Genomic DNA, 19,727 nt, shown 5'->3' on the forward strand with positions numbered 1-19,727 from the left:
TTACGGGCTTTACCCGTCACGCAAGCAAGCTTCGCGTCTACGAAACAACCATAAATCTATACTTTGGGGTAAACGTAGAGCTTGCTCACGTGAAAAGCACAGCTTTTAATTACTTAAATAAAATACTATTTCACAAAGAGAAGCGAATGAGGAGTAAATGAGAAACATAAAAAAATAATTTTTTAGATCTATTACTTCCTCTAAAAGCGCAGCGCCTCATAACCTCTTTGTGAATAAGTCACTTTTACGGGCTTTGCCCGTCACGCAAGCAAGCTTCGCGTCTACGAAACAATCATAAATCTACACTTTAGGGTAAACGTAGAGCTTGCTCACGTGAAAAGCGCAGCTTTTAATTACTTAAATAAAACTCTATTCACAAAGAGAAGCGAATGAGGAGTAAATGAGAAGACATAAAAACAATAGTTTTTTAGATCTATTACTTCCTCTAAAAGCGCAGCGCCTCATAACCTCTTTGTGAATAAATCACTTTACGGGCTTTGCCCGTCACGCAAGCAAGCTTCGCGTCTACAGCGTTACTTTTTATGCAATGCTTCAATGCGTGCTAGTAAGCTTGAGGTGTCGTATCTGCCGCCGCCAAGTGCTTGTACGTCGGCGTAGTATTGATCGACCGTTGCGGTCATTGGTAAAGTAGCGCCGTTGTTTTTAGCTTCATCGAGTGCAATGCCTAAATCTTTACGCATCCAATCTACGGCAAAACCAAACTCGTATTCCCCCGCCCACATTGTTTTGTAGCGATTTTCCATTTGCCACGAACCGGCTGCACCTTTAGAAATGGTTTCTATAACTTTTTCACCATCAAGCCCTGCTTGTTTGGCAAAATGTAAGCCTTCGGCTAAACCTTGCACTGCGCCAGCAATACAAATTTGATTAACCATTTTACAAAGTTGTCCCGAGCCAACGCCGCCTAGTAATTGGCTAAAACGACTAAATGCCGCCATAACTGGCTGCACTTTAGCAAATACGGCTTCACTGCCACCCGCCATAACCGTTAATACGCCGTTTTCGGCGCCAGCTTGTCCGCCCGATACAGGCGCATCTATAAAGTCGATATTTTGCAGAGCCGCTTTTGCAGCCACTTCGCGTGCTACTTCGGCAGAGGTTGTGGTGTGATCAACCAAAATAGTGTGCGGCAACATGCCCGCTAACACGCCGTCGTCGCCATACACTACTGAGCGTAAATCGTCATCGTTACCAACACACATAAATACGATGTCGGCATTGTTGGCAGCTTCGCGTGGGGTTGGTGCAAAGCTTCCTGAATGTTCTGCAGTCCACGCTTGTGCTTTAGCTTGAGTGCGGTTAAAAACGCATACGCTGTGCCCTTCTTTTGCTAAATGCCCCGCCATTGGGTAACCCATTACGCCTAAACCTATAAATGCGACTTTCATTGACATAAAAATGACCTATTAAACTGATAACTTAGAAACTAGACCTCGATTATGTCAACCGGTCGATAAAAAAGCGAATGAAAGTCTTTATAAAATTTCCTTAGCGGGAAAGGTAAGTAGGTAACCTATGGATAGTATTTATCAATTTAATGCACCACTTTTTAACAGCGAAACTTTTTCTCTTAGCCAATTACAGGGCAAAACCGTTCTTATTGTTAATACAGCGAGTAAGTGTAATTTTTCGGTGCAATTAAACGCGCTCGAAAAGCTCTATCAGCAATACAAAAGCAATGGTTTTACTGTACTTGCGTTTCCGTGCAACCAGTTTGGCCAAAATGAGCCGCTTGATAATTTAGCCATTAAAGACTTTTACCAAGAGCAATTTAATGTCTCATTTGAGATATTTGGCAAGGTAATGGTAAATGGGCCAGAAACACATCCGTTGTTTAATTATTTAAAGTCGCATACGCGGGGTATTTCGCAAAATCGTGCAATTAAGTGGAATTTCACTAAGTTTTTAATTAACTCGCAAGGGCAACTTGTTGCACGCTATGCACCGCGTACTAAGCCCGAAACACTTAAACAAGTAATAGAAAGTAACTTACTGCAAGCCGCAAAGTTAAGCGCTGCCAGAGGTGGTAAAAAGGTACCGTCTAAAATACCTTTGTTTACCTCAAGTAAGGCTCCGCTTAAGGCTTAATTTAAATCAATAAAATGCGTGTTACTAAAGCACAGGTTTATAAAGTAGTTTATTGTATTAAAGGTTAACTACCCTACAAATACTTAAGCATCGAGGCTATTACCATGAACATTGCTTTTTTTAGTACTCAAAAGTACGAACTGCCTTTTTTTGAACAAAGTACACGCGGTAACCGTGATATAAAAATAACGTATTTTGAACAAGCCCTGAGCGAACAAACGGCTATTTTAGCAAACGGGTTTGATGCCATATGCGTATTTGTTAACGACACCGTAAACGCCACGGTTATTGAACAACTAGCTCGCCAAGGCATAAATACTATTTTGCTGCGTTGTGCAGGATTTAATAACGTTGATTTACCTGCAGCAAAAGCACACAAAATTAAAGTATTACGCGTCCCTGCTTACAGCCCTGAAGCCGTAGCTGAACACTGTATTGCACTTATGCTAACCCTTAGCCGTAAAACTCATAAAGCATACAACCGCGTACGCGAAGGTAACTTTGATTTAAACGGATTACTAGGTTTTAACTTGCACAACAAAACCGTGGGTATTGTAGGTTGCGGTAAAATTGGCCTTGCGCTGTGCAACATTTTAAATGGCTTTGGCGCTAAAGTATTAGTGTGCGACCCCTACGCACAACCTGGCAATTATACAATTACCGATATAGACACCTTACTTAGCCAAAGCGATGTGATTTCTTTGCATTGCCCTTTAACGGAGCAAACTCATCATTTAATAGATGATGAGGCATTTAGCAAAATGAAAACCGGCGTTATGCTTATTAACACCTCTCGTGGTGCATTACTTGATAGTAGCGCATGTATTAGTGCACTAAAAACTAAAAAATTAGGGTATTTAGGGCTCGACGTTTACGAGCAAGAGTCGGAGCTGTTTTTTAAAAACCACAGTGACGAAATAAACCAAGACGATATATTCTCGCGCTTAGTGAGCTTTAAAAATGTTTTAGTAACGGGGCATCAGGGCTTTTTTACCCAAGAGGCACTCACCGAAATAGCAAACACAACCCTACTTAACGCGCTTGAAGTAAATGAAGGTAGGCCTCTGACTAATGAGGTTTTATAAAGTTCTTGGCTATACCTAAATTTTAGGCACAAAAAAAGCGAAGTGTGTTTTAAACTCACTTCGCTTTATTAATCTATTTTTAGGGTTTAAATAAAATTAACCAAAGGCAACGTTTGCAAATACCAAGGTCATTAATATTGGGCAAACAAAACGAATATACTGAGCAAACCAGTAATGTACACCGGTTGTTGCTTGATGTAATTTATTACCACGCTGCCACATCCAACCTACCGTAATAAAGTAAAATAAACCCATAAGCGGTAATTGGTATTGGGTAAATAGCATAATGACTAAGCCAAATAACCAATCAAAATTTAGTATAATTGCGCTTGCACACACAAGTACAACAGCGCTTACCGCCCATGTTGCTTTGGTGCGGCTAACGTTGTGGTTTTCTACTAAAAACGCTACCGGAATTTCGGTGGTCGATATAGTTGACGTAACCGATGCGATAGACATTAATACAAAAAATAATAAACCGACTAATAAGCCAATTTCGCCCATGGTGCTAAATAGCTCAGGTAAAATAGCAAAAATAAGCTGCCCTTCGCCAATCAGTTTACCACCACTAAATACCTCTACACCGTTGTGCTGCGCCACATAAATAGCAGGTATAATGAGTAACCCCGCTAAAAAAGCAACGCCAGTATCAAGTAGTGCAACACCTGCGGTGAGCTTTGGTAAATTAGCATCTGGCTGTAAATACGAGCCGTAAATCATCATACAGCCCACACCTAACGAGAGCGAAAAGAACGCTTGCCCCATTGCAGCAATAATTAAATTAGGGTCGAGTATTTGGCTAAAATCAGGAATTAAATACGCGGCAAAGCCTTCGCTTGCGCCATCGAGTGTTGCAATGTAGGCAATTAAACCAACAAGCAATACGAGTAGCAGTGGCATTAAACGGCGCGACCAAGTTTCGATTCCTGACTTAACCCCTTTTAAAATAATACTGGCAGTTAAAATAAGCATAAGCGGCGTAAATACAAAATTACGCAGCACTGAGTCGCTATGTAAAAATTCGCTTGCGCCTGTAAACCCAAAAAAGGTTGTTATGGGTTCAATAGCGTACGAAAGCATCCACCCTGCCACTATTGAATAAAAACTTAGCATAACAACTGCGCCCGCAAGGCCTATATAACCTGCCGCAGCACCAACCTTACGGTTAGTGTTTTGCCATGCATCGCCCAATGCTTTTACAGGATTAGCTTGTGCTTTGTGACCTAAATAAAGTTCGGTATACAGCGCAGGAAGCGCAAGTAAAAATATAACAATAAAATAAACCAGTAAAAATGCACCGCCGCCATGGTTGGCCGCTTGCGTAGGAAAACCCCAAATATTACCTAAACCCACTGCTGCGCCAGCAGCGGCTAAAACAAAACCAAGTCGGCTTTGAAACCCATCACGCACTTGTGCCATACATCTACAAATCTGTTATTATTTTGATTATTGTGAATTAAACCATATTTCATGCCAGCTGAGTAATAAAATTGTACCCAGCCTTTATTAGTGGCGTTAACCGCTCACAATATCAGCGACTTCTTTTGCTTTAGGGCTTTTATGACTGAACACTATTTTAAAAATGCCTTGAGTATTACTTCAACTCAATTGGCAAACTTGTCTTTAGCGAGTAACAGTATTTTATTATTTAATGCTAAAACACTTGAGCTTAGTGACTTTAATTTGCCCGATTGCTTAAGCCCATTTGAGTTAACTATTATAAACCGCCGTAAAAGTCCGCAAGCTAAGCAAGAGTATTTAGCTACGCGGTTATTGTTAAAACACCTTATTAAAATAGCGCAGCCGCAATATGCGCACGTAGCGCTTAATAAAATGAGTACAGAATTTGACGAGGCAAGCTCAAAACTGCAAATACACGTGGGTGATGATGTTATTAATACCTGTATTTCGCACTCGCATGGTTTGGTTGGCGTAGCGCTAAATCTTGATAAAAGTGAGTTTGGTTTTGATATTGAAAAAGTAAGCCTAAAGCGCCCGTTTGAAAAGCTCGCTAAGCATTTTTATCATAATGATGAAATTACACTTATTACCGAGCCCACTAATACCCAAGCCCAAGCAGATACGTTTTTTAGAATTTGGACATTAAAAGAGTCACTTGCTAAAGCCACCAGCCGCCCTATTGCAAAATTACTTAGCCCCAATGTGTTTGACGAATTACATAGTGCAAAGCTGAGTGCTAGCAGTAATCGCGTTACTGTAGCTGATAGCAGTGACAGCAATGTTTGCTTTGATGTAAGTGTGGTGCATAAAAAAAGCATCGACTGGCGATGCTTTTTATTAACCGATTTTGTTAAGTAACTTTATTAAGTGACTTTATCAACTGATTTTACTAGGTAATTTTACTAGGTGATTTTCCTGAATAACGGTTATTTACGCAGCAAAATCATTTTCTAATAAACGGCTATGAATAGACTGTACTACGTTATCTGACTCAGTTTGCTCAACTAAAAAGCACAGGTTGTGCTTACTAGCACCGTGACAAATTAATCGAATGTTAAAGTCTTTTAGTACACTCATTAAGTTCATTTCGTGTTGGCGTAATTGAATCTCAGAGCCAATAAGTGCCACCAATGTTAGGTTGTTTTCTACCGAAACATGGCAAAACTCTGCAAGCTTATCTAGGCATTCTTGATCGAGCTCTGGGCGCGATGCGTTTTGCGCGTTATCAAGGGTTATAGCTACGCTGATTTCTGATGTAGTTACCAAATCGACCGATATATTGTATTCACTTAATAGTGTAAATACGCGTGCTAAAAAGCCGCTTGCTAGGAGCATTTCTGGGCTTTTAAGCGTAAGCAATATTTGGTTTTTACGTTGCGTTACTGCGCGTATACCTGGTTGCTGCGATTTTTCGCGCTCAATCCATGTACCGCCACGCTCTGGCTCGCGGCTAGAGCCTACAAATACATTAATGTGGCTACGGCTCGCTGGTAAAATAGTTGCTGGGTGCAATACTTTTGCGCCAAAGGTCGCCATTTCAGCGGCTTCGTCAAAGCTTAAACGTGCAATAGGCGTCGCTTTTGCGCACAAACGCGGGTCGGTGCTAAAAATGCCCACTACGTCGGTCCAAATATGCACGCTTTTAGCGTTAATTGCTTCAGCTAAAAGTGCAGCACTGTAGTCTGAACCACCTCGTCCTAGCGTTGTGGTTTGGCCGTACTCGTCACTGCCAATAAAGCCCTGAGTAACAATTACTTGCTTATCTAATAACGGGATTAAAAATTCTTTAGCGGCTTGCGCTGTGGCCGCAACATTAGGCGTTGCTTTACCAAATTGGCTGTCGGTTTTAAGCACCTTGCGCACATCAAAGCGATCGGCGTTTAAACCTTGTAAACGCAGCACCTGAGCAAACAAATACGACGATAAACGCTCACCAAAGCTAAGTAGCTCATCGTGTTGCTGATCGGTTGTTAGTGACTCTTGAGCCAATGTTTGAAATGCTTTTAGGGTTTCGTTAAAGCCAACCGCTAAATCGGCATCTAGCGATAACTCATCTAAAATAGTTTGTTGAATAGCAAGCACACCGTTTATGTGTTCTTGGCGCTCACTTGAGGTAATACTTGGTTTGCACAGTGCAACTAAGTGGTTAGTTACGCCGGCACTAGCGCTCACGGCAACAATACGTACGCTTTTATCTGCAACAATAATTTCGCTACAGCGACTCATCGCTTCAAAGTTGGCAACACTGGTTCCGCCAAATTTGGCAACGATGTAATCTGATTTTGCGCTTAACTCTGTTTGAAGTACTGTTTGTGGCGCTGATTGGGTAGTCATTTAGTCTCCTTTCGCGGTATCCAAACCGCAATAAAACAAGAAGAACTTGGCAAAGGAATGCTTAAAGATAAGTCCACTGCCAGAAGCTCTCCACCTATATTGGTGACAGTTTTGAGGATTCAGCCCCATAAACCGAAAAATAATGACGACGTACCATTATTTTCCTCGGCGAGTACTTCCCTCCTTAATGATCATTGGCTTTCGTCGCCTAACATTAAGTACCTAAGTATCGCACCTCTTCTGAATGCTTTATTAACCAGTGGCTAATAAAACAAAACCCCACTAAGTAGCGGGGCTTTGAAAGTTATCGTTTAGACGTCTAGCTGTCAAGCATTTAATAATTTATGCGTTAAATAAAACTGCCCATGTAATAAGAGCCTGCATAACCTACGGTGTAGCAAATTAATAAATGCAGCGATAAACGCAAGTAGCTCATAAAGGTAAGCGCTTTAACTTTGCTCATGGCAATAATACCCGCAGCCGACCCAATGATCAGCATTGAACCGCCCACGCCCGTTGCATAAGTAAACGACAACCAGTGTTGTTGGCTCATTACTATATCGGCTTTTAATAAAGCAGCAGTAAGCGGTACGTTATCGACCCCTGCTGATAATATGCCCATTAAGTAGTTTGCGTACTCAGGTGCCATTACCGTGTATAGGTCGGTAAATTTACTTAGCATACCAATTTCTTTAAGTGCGCCTACAAGTAAAAGTACACCTACAAAAAACAATAATGTGTCGTATTCTATATCGCGAACAAAATCGATTATGTCTTTGTTAATGTCTTTTTTGCGCATTAAAAATTGCGCTACTAAAAACATCACTGATAAGCCAAACAAGAAGGTTAATAAAGGCGGTACGCTGTAAACTACACTCAGCATAAGTGTGCTCACTACGGTAGATAAAAATATAACAGCGATGGTAATGTCGGTTTTTTCAATGCGGGTTTTACCTGCACCAGCAAACTCAACACGCCCTTTCATACCGATAGATAGTAACGCGGCTAGCAGCATAACGCTTGCAAGTGCTGGCGCTATAAGTAGTAATAAATGAGCAATGGTTACTTTGCCATCTAAAAATATCATTAGTGTGGTTACGTCACCTGTTATTAGCGATACCCCACCTGAGTTAACCCCAAACACAATAAGCGTGGCGTATTTAATGAGTTTTTTAGGTTCAAGTTTTAACGACATAACAACCGCGAGCGATATAAGCGTCGCTGTTACGTTATCTGAAATCGACGAAAACAAAAACGCAAAACCACCCACCAAAAACATGAGCTTTTTTTCGCTAATACTTTTTGGCATAACGCGGTGCACAATATTTTCTATAAACCCCTTTGAATTTAAATACGCTACAAAGGTCATTGCAGCCATTAAAAATAGCCATAACGAGGCAATTTCTAAAATATTTTCATTTAAAAGGTGTTGAATCGTATCGGGGCTTTGCCCGTGTAGAGGGTATATAAAAAGAAGAATCCAGCAAAGCGTACCAAAAAACAGCGTGGTTTTAGCTTTATTGACATGGATTATATCTTCTATAACGATCAGTAAAAATGCAATCGCTATCAGGGTTAGAATAATCGAGGAAACCATGGTAGTTAAACAACCTTTGATATAGTTTTAAAGAACACACAAATAACATTCCATTTCATGTGCCTATTTTCGGCGCGAATTTTAGCACTGCCTCTATGCAAAAACTATTATTAAATGGTCTTAAAAACGAATACTATATACAGACAAGGTTAATTAAAAATACGTAATAATGAGTCTTCTAAAAGAACTCAATAATAAAATACTAGGATGTTGTAACCTCTTATGATCCCAGCTAAAAAGCTGCTAAACACCATAACCGAACATTGGGGTGTATTAGCGCTATTATTTAAACGTTTTAAAATGGCTGACTTTAGCCTAAAAGACGTACAAAACGCGATTAAGCAAAAGCAGCCTACGTGGTCAAACGAACGCATTTATAAAGAAACAAATCGTTTGTTAAACCAAGATATTTTAATTTCACTGGCTAAATCTTCTCAGCTTGAAATAAATCGTGCCATTGCCGATTTTGCTACGTTTTTACTGCAAGAAGAGCATTTAGGCTTAGCGCAAGAAATTAGCGTATTAGTAGACGACCTAGCACGTTTAGGTAACCGCCTAGATAACGCTGGCGAAATAGAAGACTTTGACGATTTACGCCGCTACAGCCGCATTATGGATGATCGGGTGCGTAAAATAATGAAGCTCTATACGCACAACGAAAACGCTATTTTAAATATTGTTGAACAAGCTAAATCTAATAATGCGGTGCAATCGCTGCAAAAGCGTTATAAAGCGGTAATAGAAGCGTTTGACGAATACATAGAGCCAATGCTTGAAATGGTTGATATTCGTGGTGAATTTCATGCGTGTTTTACCCTCATTGAAGAGCAAATAAGTAAGCAAATACTGCACATTGAGCGCTCAGGTAAAGCGTATACCGACAAACGCATGCTGGAGCAATTACGTACCCGTATACTCGAAATGCATTTAGTGGGTAGAGAAAGCTTACGTAAAAGTGCCGACATGCTTATGCCGCTGCGCGAAGAGTTACGCCGTAATAACTTAATTACTCGCCAAGCAGCCAAAGTACTTGGGCTTGTGCGCAAAAATGGCGTAGACAACATGCTAAGTGCTGTACAGCCACATTTTGTGAGCGACGCGCAGCGATATTCGCTTGGTCAGCAGCGCCATATTGTGGCTTACATGGCAAGCTTGGTTGAATTTGAACACGAAGAATACCAATTGCCAGATCAACAAGACGTGCCTGCATTTGTTACGCCTAATATTCCTGACTACAACGATGTTAAAACCAGCTTTGCTAAGCGCTTTAATAAAAAACGCAAAAAGCCGCAGCCCTTGCTGCAATTTTTAGACGAAAGCTACCCAAATCTCGATGCCGACGAAATGCTATTTTTGTATCAAAAATTAGTCAGCGACAGCGATATTAAAATAATTCAAAGCGATGAAAAAGCCCGCGTAAAAATTGCCGGTCAGCACTTTTCTTTATATCCATTTAATTCAGAGCCTCAGCCAGATTCAAAGGCAGGTAAATAAACCATGACACACATAAACTTAGACGAGCTAACCCATCTACAAGCCATTAATAAAAAATTAGTAGCGGGTTATCACATTTGTGAGCAAGACAACGTAATGTGGCAAGAGCTTGACCAACACATAGAAGACTACACCGCCCTATTTACCGCTTTAGGTAACGATTTAAAACGCGACAGCCGTGGCTTTTATTACTTTGGTAGCGACGAAAGCACACCCAATATGGGCAAAATATCTCGCGCTATCGCGCTCACCATTTACATTTTAATTGAGCACTACGCCAATACGGGTAAAGACCCTATGCGCGCATTGTTTGACGACGTAAACGATTTAGAGCTTATGCAAACGCTGGTGCAAATTAACAAACATTTGTTTGATCAGCTTGAGATATTTTCAGGATCTGATTTGCGCAAAGACGTTTACCTGCGCATGGTGCGCTTAGGTTTAGCCCGCGAAGTAGAAGGCGGCTTTATGCTACAAGCGCCAATTCACCGCTACATAGATGCACTCATGGAAGTAAACGAAGAAACCTATATTACAGAGGACGAGGAATGAAAAATCTATACGGACTAAGTAAACTCGCCCTACTTAACACCGCAGGCTATGCAAAATGTGTGATCCCGCTTGATAAAAGCAGCTCTATTTGCGCGCCCAATAACACAGGTAAAAGCTCGGTTATTAACGCCCTGCAGTTTCCGCTTATTAACGATTTGCGCTTAACAGAATGGGACGGACACGATTTAGATGAAACCCGAAAGTTTTATTTTTCATCCGATCAGTCGTACATTTTACTAGAAGCTAACTTGCCTCATGGCTCGGTAGTAATAGGTGTTGCAGGACTTGGTAAAATTGCCGGTTACGCGCATCAGTACTTTTGTTACCAAGGAAAGCTTGATTTAGAGCAGTACACGCAAGGTAAAACTATTATTAAATTTACCAAGCTGTTCAACCATTTAAAATCGCTTAACTACAACCCTATTGAGCTTAAAGCACAAGAGCTAAACGCACTACTTACTGGCGGCGCAACGCCTTTTGACGGCGACATTAACTTAAAAATGATCCCGCTCAATAATGTGCAAGACTCCTCTATTTATAAAGAAATATTTAGACGTATTCTTAATTTACACAAATTAGGCGCAAGCGACGTAAAACGCTTTATGCTACGCGTGTTTGAACGCCATATGTCGAACTCTAAGGTCGATTTTTATGAAGTATGGCGTCGCTCGTTTGATAAAGTAAATCGCTCAAAACGCGAATTAAAAGCCCTTGAGTCAATGCAAGAGCCAATAGCCGCGCTTGAATCAATGCTTGAAAACCAAACCGTGCTTAAAGGTAAATTAGCCGCGTATGCGCCTAAAATTGACCAAGCACTGATTGATTTTGATACCTATCAAGAATCGCAACTTAATGAGCTGGGTATAGCGCTTGAAGATATAGAGCACGAAAAACACGAGTTTGAGCAAAAGCAAAGCCTATACGTACAGCAATCGCGTGATATAGAGCGTAGACAAACTCAAATTGAGCAGTGGTTTTTAGATTACGATGCGCTTAAAAGCGAATTTGAACTGGTAAATAAAGCCACGCTTAAAACCAGCCTGACTCAGTTAAAGCAAGATTACGAGTCGCTTTCACACTCTATAACCAGCGCACAAGGACAAAGCCTACATACGCTTGACTACCGGATTAGCGAAACACAAAAACAAATTAAGAGCTTAAAGCTGCAACTTAAAAACCTTGAGTTTAATTTGTTTACCCGTATGCGCGAAGACCTCTCGTTAAAAGAAGTAGAAGAAATATCGCGGATTTTAAACCCAGATATTCTCTCGTTTGCAACCACCACTAATGGCGATATAACCATTGATGACGAAGATGCGTTTGGGGAATTTTTATCGCTGTTAAGTGAAAACGTTAAAGGCGGCGTATTAACACTACCAGGTGCGAGCATTAAGCTTAAAAAGCTCTCGCCTGTGCAAATGCAAAGCGGCGAAAACAAAGAGCAATTAACCGCTCAGCTCAGTGCACTTGAGCATTCACTTAAAGAGTTTAAGCAACAGCGCGATGTTGCTGCAAACGTTGCCGACAAGCAAAAAGAAAAAGACGCGTTATACGATGAGCTTATGAGCGCAGAGAGCGCCCTAAAACGCTTAGAGCAGTTTGAGGTAATGCAGCAGTCGGTTGAAGCGCAAGCCATGCTAAAAGAGCAATTATTAGCTGAGCGCGAACAAGTTGACGACTACCTGCAAGATATTCAAAAAAATAGTGGCTCAATTGCCGATCGTCGCTCGTTAATTAAATCGAAACAAGAGCAAATTAATCGCCAAACTGAGCGTCTGCGCCAAGTTAAAAGCGAGCGAATTGACCACACGCTTGATTTATACAGCGGTAAAGTAACTCCATACATGATTGATATTACAGTCGACTTTGATAACTTAAGCGATCTTGTTCATCACTTTAATAAAGACTGCCAAGAGCTGCGTAATTTTGACATAAACGTGCGCAACACCTATTTGCATGTATATAACGCGGGTATTACTAAATTCGACAACGAAAACGACGAATATACTAAATACCAAAAGCTAATAAGCGCCTTTCATAATATTGATAACGAACGCGATGCTGTTGAGCGCCAAGCACGCGTTGCGCTTACTGAAGTGGCCGCAACTATTAAAGGCTTGCGAGAAGATTTAGACCGCCTTCGCCGCGAAATGAACAGCTTTAATAAAGGCATAAGCCAGCACCGTATTTCAAACCTGCAAGCGTTTAAAATTAACGTCATACCGCGCAAAATGCTGGTTGATAGTATTGATACCATTATCAGCACGTCGCATCAGTTTGAGCAAGGCGACACCCTAGATTTACTGAGCCAAGAACCGTACAGCGAAAGTGCGGTAAACGAAGCGAAAGATCACTTAATTAAACTCGCCTCAGATAAAGCGGGTTTAACACTTACCGATTTATTTGATATTCGATTTGAAGTGGTTAACCGCGCAGGTGAAACAGAGCACTTTGAAAAAATAGATTCGGCGGGTTCAAACGGCACACGTATTACGATTAAGTTATTGTGTGGCATGTTGTTTATTCGTTACTTATTGAGTGACCAGGAACAAAACCTATACCGTATACCTATTTATATAGATGAAGCGGCCGACATTGACCCACAAAATCAAAAAGCAATTATAGAAACCGCACTAAGCTTTGGTTTTGTTCCTATATTTGCCTCAGTTAAGCCACAAATAAGTTGTGACTACATTGTGCCTATTCGCTCGGTAAAAGACGGTGCACAAAACTGGGTAGATGAAAAAGATTGGATTGAAGTTGAACATTAAACTTTTACTGATGACTAATTAACAGAGGTTAATTAGTCATTCAGCCTTAGGGCGTGTTGACCTTTGTGGATTGAAATTTGTTCAATTTAGGGGCAATTTAATCGCGGCGTGAGGTTTGTAACCTAGTGGGCTAAGTAAAAACCGAGCAACAAAGAGTTAATTGCCCCTAGGCAGAACCCTTCGGGCAGCGCATGTTTGGCATTTATGCTGCGTTATCAACTATTTATGGGGAATAACCACACTACATAGGCTCTGCCTTGCCCAAATACCAAACATACTGCTGCAAATTCAACCACGAAAGGTCAACACGCCCTGACAATTAGACTAATATTTAGGACGTTTAAATAATACACATTTAAACTATGTGTGTTATTTTAAATTAATGCATTTTATTGGAGCAAACGTAATGAAAAATATACTTATTGTTGCAGCGCTAGCACTTCTTACAGCCTGTACACAAACCCCAGATTGGGATTACGATAAATCAGCTAACTTTAGTAATTTTAAAACATTTGCTTGGGTAGAAAACGCCAGCCTAACTAAAGACACAAATAACTATCAAATAAATGGCCTTATGGAAAAACGTGTTCGCACTGCCGTAAACGCAGAGCTGAGCCAAACATTAGGTATGAGCTTAGTTGATGCAGCGCAAGCTGATGTACTTGTTAACTATCATGCATCGGTTGATAAAGAGCTTGAAATAGACACGTTTAACACGGGTTACCGCCATAATTGGGGTTACTGGGGAAGTGGTTTTCAAAAAGATACAACCGCGCGTGAATACGAAGTGGGTACACTGATTATTGATATTGTGGATCGTGAATCTAACCAGCTAGTATGGCGCGGCGCAAAAGAAGGTCGATTAAAGAAAAATCAATCGCCAGAACAACGTGAAGCATCAATTAATAAAACAGTGAGCGAAATTTTAAGTAACTTCCCGCCGCAAAAGCAGCAGTAAGTTAAAATTAGCTATAAGTAAGTTTTAAAAGAGCTCACAGTACGTGAGCTTTTTTGTGGGTGTGTATTTTTGGAACTTTTAAAATAAAGTTATTACGAGCTGCGCTCGTCACGTCAGCAAGCTGCACGTCTACAAAAAACACCGCGTCAAACTTTACCTGTAGGCGCTAAGCTTGCTTGCGCGAGAAGCGACAGCTTCTAATTACTTTATAGCGCTATATTCCATCTTAAATTACGAGCTGCGCTCGTCACGTCAGCAAGCTGCACGTCTACAAAAACACCGCGTCAAACTTTACCCGTAGGCGCTAAGCTTGCTTACGCGAGAAGCGATAGCTTCTAATTACTTTATATCGCTATATTCCATCTTAAATTACGAGCTGCGCTCGTCACGTCAGCAAGCTGCACGTCTACAAAAACACCGCGTTAAATTTACGATTTATACTTATGCAGTAACTCAAGCGGTATATGGCAGTAATCATCAGGATGATTAGTTAAGCGGTCTTGATGCTCAGGATCGCTTGGCACGTAGTTAGTTAGCAGCTCTGCCCCTACCACAATTTTATCAGCATCACTTCGCTGGCTTATATAATTGCTAGCGACCTTTAAATGATCTTGGCTTTTGCTATAAATGGCAGTGCGATATTTAGGGCCTACGTCATCCCCTTGTTTGTTAACGCTATACGGATCAATAATCTCAAAAAAGAAGCCAAACAGCTCGTTTAAGCTAACCTCTTTTGTACTAAATATTACTTTTACACACTCAGCATAACCGTCGTATTCGCCTTGTGTATTATCATTTTTTCCATTAGCCCGCCCTGCTTCAGTACTTATTACACCAGGTAAGTGCTTTAAAAACTCTTGCACGCCCCACAGGCAGCCACCTGCAAAGTAAATAGTATCTTGCTGTTTTATATTCATAATAAATGTGACCAAGTTTGTTAGATGCATTAACGTTGCAAATGATAATCAAATGCAGTTTTTAATGAATTAATGTACAATCGCGCCAAAATCGCAGTTGTTTAATTGAATTATTTTATCACGCCTTAAAAGTGTGTTCTGAATTTAATTGTTACCGTAATTGCATATAAAAAATGAGACACACAACATGAAATGGTCACCGCACTTTATACTCCCTGCACTGCTATGCAGCGCGAGCAGTTTTGCCTACGGCGAAGCTGTAACTGATAAAACTGAAGCATCACCGGCAATCGAAAAAATAACGGTTGAGGCATCGCCCACTGCAAACACATTACCTGTAGGTACATTTGACTCTCCAGTATCTAATTTAGAGTATGACCCACGTGTTGATTTACAATCACGTAATATGGCTGAAGCGCAAGCCGATGTAACTATACGCGGTGGTATTTTTGAAAATACCGGTTTTAGAGTTGGTAGTGCTACTTTACTTGACCCACAGTCTGGTCATTACTTTGCTGAAATTCCTATTGCACCGCAAATGCTTACCGGCCCTTATATTTTAACAGGCGCAGACAATGCGCTTAATGGTGCTAATAGCTCTGTAGGCACTGTATCGTTTGGCTGGAAACCAATTAGCACGGGCGGCAGTGTATCGGTAGGTACTGGCACAAACGATTTTAACTTACAAAGCTTACATGCAGGTGTAAGTATGCCCCTTGAAGGCGCAAAGGATTGGAAGCTTGGTTTTGAAGGTGAGATTTCTCACTCACAAAGCGATGGCACTATTGATAACGGCGATCACGACTTTACGCGTGCATCGGGTCGCGTTCAATTAGCTGGCGCTGATTCTCAAACCGATTTGTTTTTTGGCTCACAAGATAAGTTTTTTGGCTGGCCAAATTTGTACACACCATTTGGCGTTAACGAAACAGAAGAGCTAGAAACCCGCTTATTAATGCTAAACCATAAGCAAAATTATGCGCAGGATAGTAACTTTGAAGTGTCGGCTTATTACCGCACACACGACGATCATTATATTTACTCTCGCGAAAATCCAAGCGCTTTTGAAGCGTTTCACAAAAGTGAAGTTAAGTCGTTAGCGCTATCGGGGCATCATGCTCAAAGCGATGTATTTGCTGTAAATTATTCAGCGCAGTTTATTGACGACTCAATTGAATCTACCACGCTTGAAAACAACTTTACCTCTCGTAAGTATTATAAATTAAGCGTATTGCCTGAATACAAAATGGCGCTTGAGGATAATAAACAACTTACATTTCGTTTAGGTGCTGCGTTTGACGATACAAATAGAGACGACTCAGAACTGTCACTTATTGGTGATGTAACGCTTAATACACAAAACAGCAAAGGTTTTGAGCGCACGTTTTATTTATCGTACGCAGAGGCAAGCCAAGTAGCAGGCTATACCGCGATTGGTGGAAGTGATTCAGGCGGGTTATTTAGAAGTAATTACACCCTTGAGCGCGAAACGACTAAAAGCCTAGAGCTAGGTTTATTAGTTGATGAGCAAACTTGGCAACTTAATTCGGCTATTTTTTATCGCAAAGATGACAACTTAACCGATTGGACGTTTAATTTTGATTCAAGCTCAGCGCGCTTTGCAAACCCTGTAGATATAAATACGACGGGCATTGAGTTCTTAGCAACTAAACACTTTGAAACAACCGAAATTGTAGCGAGTTACACCTACCTTCATAAATCAGAAAATTACGGTGCGGCAGATATTGATGCTAGTTTTTACGCATTAAACTTTCCTGATCACCGCCTAACACTCGGCGCAATTTGGAATCCTACTGATATATTGCAGTTTAGAATAGATAACGAGTGGCGCAAACAGCACGAAAATGCGCTGCGCGGTAGTGACGACGATGTTTTATTTACTCATTTAACGTTAAAAATTACGCCGCCAATGCTAAAAAACTTATTTATTACTTTAGCAGCAGATAACCTATGGGGTGAATCGTTTGAAGAGATACCTGGTACACCAGGGCGAGGTGAGCAATATACGTTAAGCGCAACGTATCGTTGGTAGAATTGAGCTATCACATTCAAAGACCTGTTTATTTAAAACAGGTCTTTGAATAAATATTTAGCAAAGAATAAACGACATACTAAATATTAAGAGCTTTGATTACTCAGCTTATATTGAACCAGAACGACATTGTCTTTTTCTTAGCTCATTATCAATTTGTAAAGGGCGACTAAGCTCATCTGTAAGAACCTGCGAAACAACCGTACCGGTTTCAACTTCTTGTATCCAGATTGATATCTTATCCCCTTCCCTTTTTCTATTTAGCATATAGCTTTTATCAGAATCTAAATTAACGTTAAAATTAACAAAAGCTTCTTTTTGACTATTTAAAACATCAGGGTTTGAAACACTCGCCTTTACCCATAAATCATGCTCACCACTGATATACTGCTTTGGTTCAGCCCATTGTGTAGGTTTTTTGTTAAAGCACATCAAGTGGACATATTCTAGATCTACTCCCTGCTCTCTTTTAAAGTTTTCGAGTCTAAAATGGTCTTCTTTAATATCGGTTTTAATGGGTAAGTTTGAACAACCTAATAAAGTCACACCTAATGTAAATGCTGTAAGTAAATTTTTCATTTTTCTTTCCTTTTAAAAATTAAGATTGAACGAAATCACCTATAAATGAGATTTATAAAAAGTATCTTACAATTTCCTATATTAGCAACAAAGTTAAATATGTCTAATATTTCGCCATTAAATAAATTAACGACTGCTTTTAATAACCTTATGAAGATTTTTATTAATAATATATTGTAAATAGATGTGTATTAAAAACGAGGATTAAGTTAGCTCTTCAAGCTCTGTAATAAGTGCTAAAGCTTGTGCATTTGTTGACCCGCACACATCAAATGTGGCGCTAAAATCACTACATACTTTAGGTCGGCTTGAATCACCAAATAACTTACATAAATTACGTTCGTCTAGCTGAATACAGCGCTCTCCGGCCTTTTTACCATTTGGCATACCTGGAATAGGCGAACTAATACTTGGCGCAATACAACATGCGCCGCAGCCTAGCCTGCAACTCATCGATTCGGTTTTCATAATATCCTCTGAATAAAACACACTTACTTTAATTCCTTTTTAGGAACGTAATTAGCCGCATGTTGAGTTGTAATGTACGTATGTAATGCTTTGTTACATCTTAAAACGCCTTGTAAACACTTTATTGCGTATTATTGCTCTGTCACCACCAATTATGAAGGAATGCCTTGTGGCTACTACAAAACAAATAATACTCCCAATTGCTGTTTTAGCAGGCGGTATTGCTTTAGCTTTCGCCTTTATGGCAATGAAAAAACCACCCGAAGAAAAGCCAGAGCAAGATTTACGCCCTTTAGTTGCAACACAAAGCATACTTTTAGATTCTATAACGCTCGATGTTAAATCGTACGGCATTGTTAAACCAAAGGACCGTACCGAGCTGATAGCACAAGTTAGTGGGCAAGTTATTTCGGTATCAGATCAATTTGTTGAAGGCGCGTTTGTAAAGCAAGGCGATATTTTAGCACGAATTGATGCAAATGATTACGAGGCAGACTTTATTGAAGCGCAAGCAGGTTTAGCTCAAGCAAGCTCAGCACTTGAAATAGAACGCGCACAAGCACATGTAGCAAAAGCTGAATGGGAGCGTATTAAATCGGACTCAAGCGAAGCTATTGCCTCAGAACTTTATTTACGTAAACCACAACTGGCCGAAAAATTAGCGCGTTACCGCTCTGCTCAAGCAAGTGTTAAACGTGCTAGCCGCAATCTTGAACGTACTTATATTAAAGCCCCATACGATGCCATTATTAATGAACGCACAATTAGCTTGGGTTCAGTAGTAAACCCAGGTAATAGTTTTGGTGCATTGAGTGCAACCTCAGTTGCAGAGGTCCGTTTACCCGTTGCCGACCAAGAACTGCAATATTTAAAAAATGGCGGCGTAGGCTCAAATGTTACATTTAACGCAGAATACGCGGGTAAGCAAACAATGTGGCAAGCCAAAGTAATTCGCACCGAAGGTGTGGTTGATCAAACAAGCCGTATGAGCTACTTGGTTGCACAACTTGCAACACCTTATGGCGATAAAACACGCCCTCTTCGTTTTGGTTCATATATTAACGCTACCATTGAAGGTCGCCCGCTTGATAACGCAATTATTGTTGCGCACCATTTAGTTAAAGATAATAAAATTGTCATTTTAAATGACGATTTAACATTGTCGTTTAAAACTCTCAATATTATACGCGAACAAAACGGCATGATTATAGCCAGCCAAGGGCTAAAAAATGGCGAGCAAATTATTACCTCAGCGCTTGAGTATCCAACTGAAGGTATGGCAGTAAAAGTTGAAGATATTGCGCCTGATAAAACTGATGTAACTCAACTTGCGCTGAAAGAGGAATAAT

16 protein-coding genes and 1 riboswitch are annotated in these 19,727 nt (G+C 40.5%); of the genes, 9 read left to right on the top strand and 7 right to left on the bottom strand.

Going from position 1 to position 19,727, the window contains the following annotated elements; translation table 11 throughout:
- Positions 1–533: 533 nt before the first annotated feature.
- The gene (locus GQR38_RS07260) at positions 534–1,415 is read right to left on the bottom strand and encodes an NAD(P)-dependent oxidoreductase (protein WP_165722549.1); all 882 of its coding nucleotides are present in this window, start codon (positions 1,413–1,415) and stop codon (positions 534–536) included.
- Between the two features lie 121 nt (positions 1,416–1,536).
- Between GQR38_RS07260 and GQR38_RS07265 the strand changes: the two genes are divergently transcribed.
- The gene (locus GQR38_RS07265) at positions 1,537–2,109 is read left to right on the top strand and encodes a glutathione peroxidase (RefSeq protein WP_165722548.1); all 573 of its coding nucleotides are present in this window, start codon (positions 1,537–1,539) and stop codon (positions 2,107–2,109) included.
- A 104-nt stretch (positions 2,110–2,213) separates the two neighbouring features.
- Positions 2,214–3,194 (top strand): 2-hydroxyacid dehydrogenase, encoded by a 981-nt coding sequence (locus GQR38_RS07270; protein ID WP_165722547.1) that lies wholly within the window; start codon positions 2,214–2,216, stop codon positions 3,192–3,194.
- A 96-nt stretch (positions 3,195–3,290) separates the two neighbouring features.
- Here GQR38_RS07270 and GQR38_RS07275 read toward each other — a convergent pair whose 3' ends face one another.
- Positions 3,291–4,613, bottom strand: a complete 1,323-nt coding sequence (locus GQR38_RS07275) for a sodium-dependent transporter (protein ID WP_101217588.1) — start codon at positions 4,611–4,613, stop codon at positions 3,291–3,293.
- A 141-nt stretch (positions 4,614–4,754) separates the two neighbouring features.
- Between GQR38_RS07275 and GQR38_RS07280 the strand changes: the two genes are divergently transcribed.
- On the top strand, positions 4,755–5,513 hold the full coding sequence (locus GQR38_RS07280) for a 4'-phosphopantetheinyl transferase superfamily protein (protein WP_165722546.1): 759 nt from the start codon (positions 4,755–4,757) through the stop codon (positions 5,511–5,513).
- Positions 5,514–5,585: 72 nt separating this feature from the next.
- Here GQR38_RS07280 and lysC read toward each other — a convergent pair whose 3' ends face one another.
- Both lysC and nhaD read right to left on the bottom strand, forming a co-directional pair.
- Complete coding sequence (gene lysC / locus GQR38_RS07285) at positions 5,586–6,989, bottom strand: lysine-sensitive aspartokinase 3 (protein ID WP_165722545.1); 1,404 nt, start codon at positions 6,987–6,989, stop codon at positions 5,586–5,588.
- A gap of 75 nt (positions 6,990–7,064) precedes the next feature.
- Positions 7,065–7,237, bottom strand: a riboswitch (Lysine riboswitch).
- Positions 7,238–7,338: 101 nt separating this feature from the next.
- Positions 7,339–8,586 (bottom strand): sodium:proton antiporter NhaD, encoded by a 1,248-nt coding sequence (nhaD, locus tag GQR38_RS07290; protein WP_007375803.1) that lies wholly within the window; start codon positions 8,584–8,586, stop codon positions 7,339–7,341.
- Between the two features lie 222 nt (positions 8,587–8,808).
- Here nhaD and GQR38_RS07295 point away from each other — a divergent pair, with 222 nt between their 5' ends.
- The 4 genes from GQR38_RS07295 (at position 8,809) to GQR38_RS07310 (ending at position 14,361) form a co-directional block, all read left to right on the top strand.
- Positions 8,809–10,080 carry a hypothetical protein gene (locus GQR38_RS07295; RefSeq protein WP_165722544.1) on the top strand — a complete coding sequence of 424 codons (1,272 nt, stop codon included), beginning with the start codon at positions 8,809–8,811 and terminating at the stop codon, positions 10,078–10,080.
- A gap of 3 nt (positions 10,081–10,083) precedes the next feature.
- On the top strand, positions 10,084–10,632 hold the full coding sequence (locus tag GQR38_RS07300; protein WP_010553432.1) for a hypothetical protein: 549 nt from the start codon (positions 10,084–10,086) through the stop codon (positions 10,630–10,632).
- Positions 10,629–13,403, top strand: coding sequence for an ATPase (locus GQR38_RS07305; protein WP_165722543.1), 2,775 nt, complete (start codon positions 10,629–10,631; stop codon positions 13,401–13,403). The genes GQR38_RS07300 and GQR38_RS07305 overlap by 4 nt, the downstream gene beginning before the upstream one ends.
- Before the next feature lie 406 nt (positions 13,404–13,809).
- The gene (locus GQR38_RS07310) at positions 13,810–14,361 is read left to right on the top strand and encodes a DUF4136 domain-containing protein (RefSeq protein ID WP_165722542.1); all 552 of its coding nucleotides are present in this window, start codon (positions 13,810–13,812) and stop codon (positions 14,359–14,361) included.
- A gap of 428 nt (positions 14,362–14,789) precedes the next feature.
- Here GQR38_RS07310 and GQR38_RS07315 read toward each other — a convergent pair whose 3' ends face one another.
- Positions 14,790–15,278 (bottom strand): peptide-methionine (S)-S-oxide reductase, encoded by a 489-nt coding sequence (locus GQR38_RS07315; RefSeq protein ID WP_165722541.1) that lies wholly within the window; start codon positions 15,276–15,278, stop codon positions 14,790–14,792.
- A 187-nt stretch (positions 15,279–15,465) separates the two neighbouring features.
- Between GQR38_RS07315 and GQR38_RS07320 the strand changes: the two genes are divergently transcribed.
- Positions 15,466–17,331, top strand: a complete 1,866-nt coding sequence (locus GQR38_RS07320) for a TonB-dependent receptor (RefSeq protein WP_165722540.1) — start codon at positions 15,466–15,468, stop codon at positions 17,329–17,331.
- A 108-nt stretch (positions 17,332–17,439) separates the two neighbouring features.
- Here GQR38_RS07320 and GQR38_RS07325 read toward each other — a convergent pair whose 3' ends face one another.
- Together GQR38_RS07325 and GQR38_RS07330 are read right to left on the bottom strand one after the other, a co-directional pair.
- Positions 17,440–17,910 (bottom strand): hypothetical protein, encoded by a 471-nt coding sequence (locus tag GQR38_RS07325; protein WP_007581896.1) that lies wholly within the window; start codon positions 17,908–17,910, stop codon positions 17,440–17,442.
- Between the two features lie 204 nt (positions 17,911–18,114).
- Entirely contained in the window at positions 18,115–18,378 is a 264-nt protein-coding gene (locus tag GQR38_RS07330) for a YkgJ family cysteine cluster protein (RefSeq protein WP_024612699.1), read from the bottom strand.
- 169 nt (positions 18,379–18,547) lie between these two features.
- On the opposite strand from GQR38_RS07330, the gene GQR38_RS07335 reads away from it, so the two are divergent.
- Entirely contained in the window at positions 18,548–19,726 is a 1,179-nt protein-coding gene (locus GQR38_RS07335) for an efflux RND transporter periplasmic adaptor subunit (protein ID WP_165722539.1), read from the top strand.
- The last annotated feature ends 1 nt before the right edge of the window (position 19,727 follow it).

Origin of the sequence: Pseudoalteromonas sp. c7(2019) (assembly GCF_011378625.1) — a bacterium.
Classification (GTDB): Bacteria; Pseudomonadota; Gammaproteobacteria; order Enterobacterales; family Alteromonadaceae; genus Pseudoalteromonas; species Pseudoalteromonas arctica.

Bases quoted from the DNA above. Each gene is read 5' to 3' on its own strand.
- GQR38_RS07260 (WP_165722549.1), bottom strand. From the start codon at position 1,415: ATGTCAATGAAAGTCGCATTTATAGGTTTAGGCGTAATGGGTTACCCA.
- GQR38_RS07265 (WP_165722548.1), top strand. From the start codon at position 1,537: ATGGATAGTATTTATCAATTTAATGCACCACTTTTTAACAGCGAAACT.
- GQR38_RS07270 (WP_165722547.1), top strand. From the start codon at position 2,214: ATGAACATTGCTTTTTTTAGTACTCAAAAGTACGAACTGCCTTTTTTT.
- GQR38_RS07275 (WP_101217588.1), bottom strand. From the start codon at position 4,613: ATGGCACAAGTGCGTGATGGGTTTCAAAGCCGACTTGGTTTTGTTTTA.
- GQR38_RS07280 (WP_165722546.1), top strand. From the start codon at position 4,755: ATGACTGAACACTATTTTAAAAATGCCTTGAGTATTACTTCAACTCAA.
- lysC (WP_165722545.1), bottom strand. From the start codon at position 6,989: ATGACTACCCAATCAGCGCCACAAACAGTACTTCAAACAGAGTTAAGC.
- nhaD (WP_007375803.1), bottom strand. From the start codon at position 8,586: ATGGTTTCCTCGATTATTCTAACCCTGATAGCGATTGCATTTTTACTG.
- GQR38_RS07295 (WP_165722544.1), top strand. From the start codon at position 8,809: ATGATCCCAGCTAAAAAGCTGCTAAACACCATAACCGAACATTGGGGT.
- GQR38_RS07300 (WP_010553432.1), top strand. From the start codon at position 10,084: ATGACACACATAAACTTAGACGAGCTAACCCATCTACAAGCCATTAAT.
- GQR38_RS07305 (WP_165722543.1), top strand. From the start codon at position 10,629: ATGAAAAATCTATACGGACTAAGTAAACTCGCCCTACTTAACACCGCA.
- GQR38_RS07310 (WP_165722542.1), top strand. From the start codon at position 13,810: ATGAAAAATATACTTATTGTTGCAGCGCTAGCACTTCTTACAGCCTGT.
- GQR38_RS07315 (WP_165722541.1), bottom strand. From the start codon at position 15,278: ATGAATATAAAACAGCAAGATACTATTTACTTTGCAGGTGGCTGCCTG.
- GQR38_RS07320 (WP_165722540.1), top strand. From the start codon at position 15,466: ATGAAATGGTCACCGCACTTTATACTCCCTGCACTGCTATGCAGCGCG.
- GQR38_RS07325 (WP_007581896.1), bottom strand. From the start codon at position 17,910: ATGAAAAATTTACTTACAGCATTTACATTAGGTGTGACTTTATTAGGT.
- GQR38_RS07330 (WP_024612699.1), bottom strand. From the start codon at position 18,378: ATGAAAACCGAATCGATGAGTTGCAGGCTAGGCTGCGGCGCATGTTGT.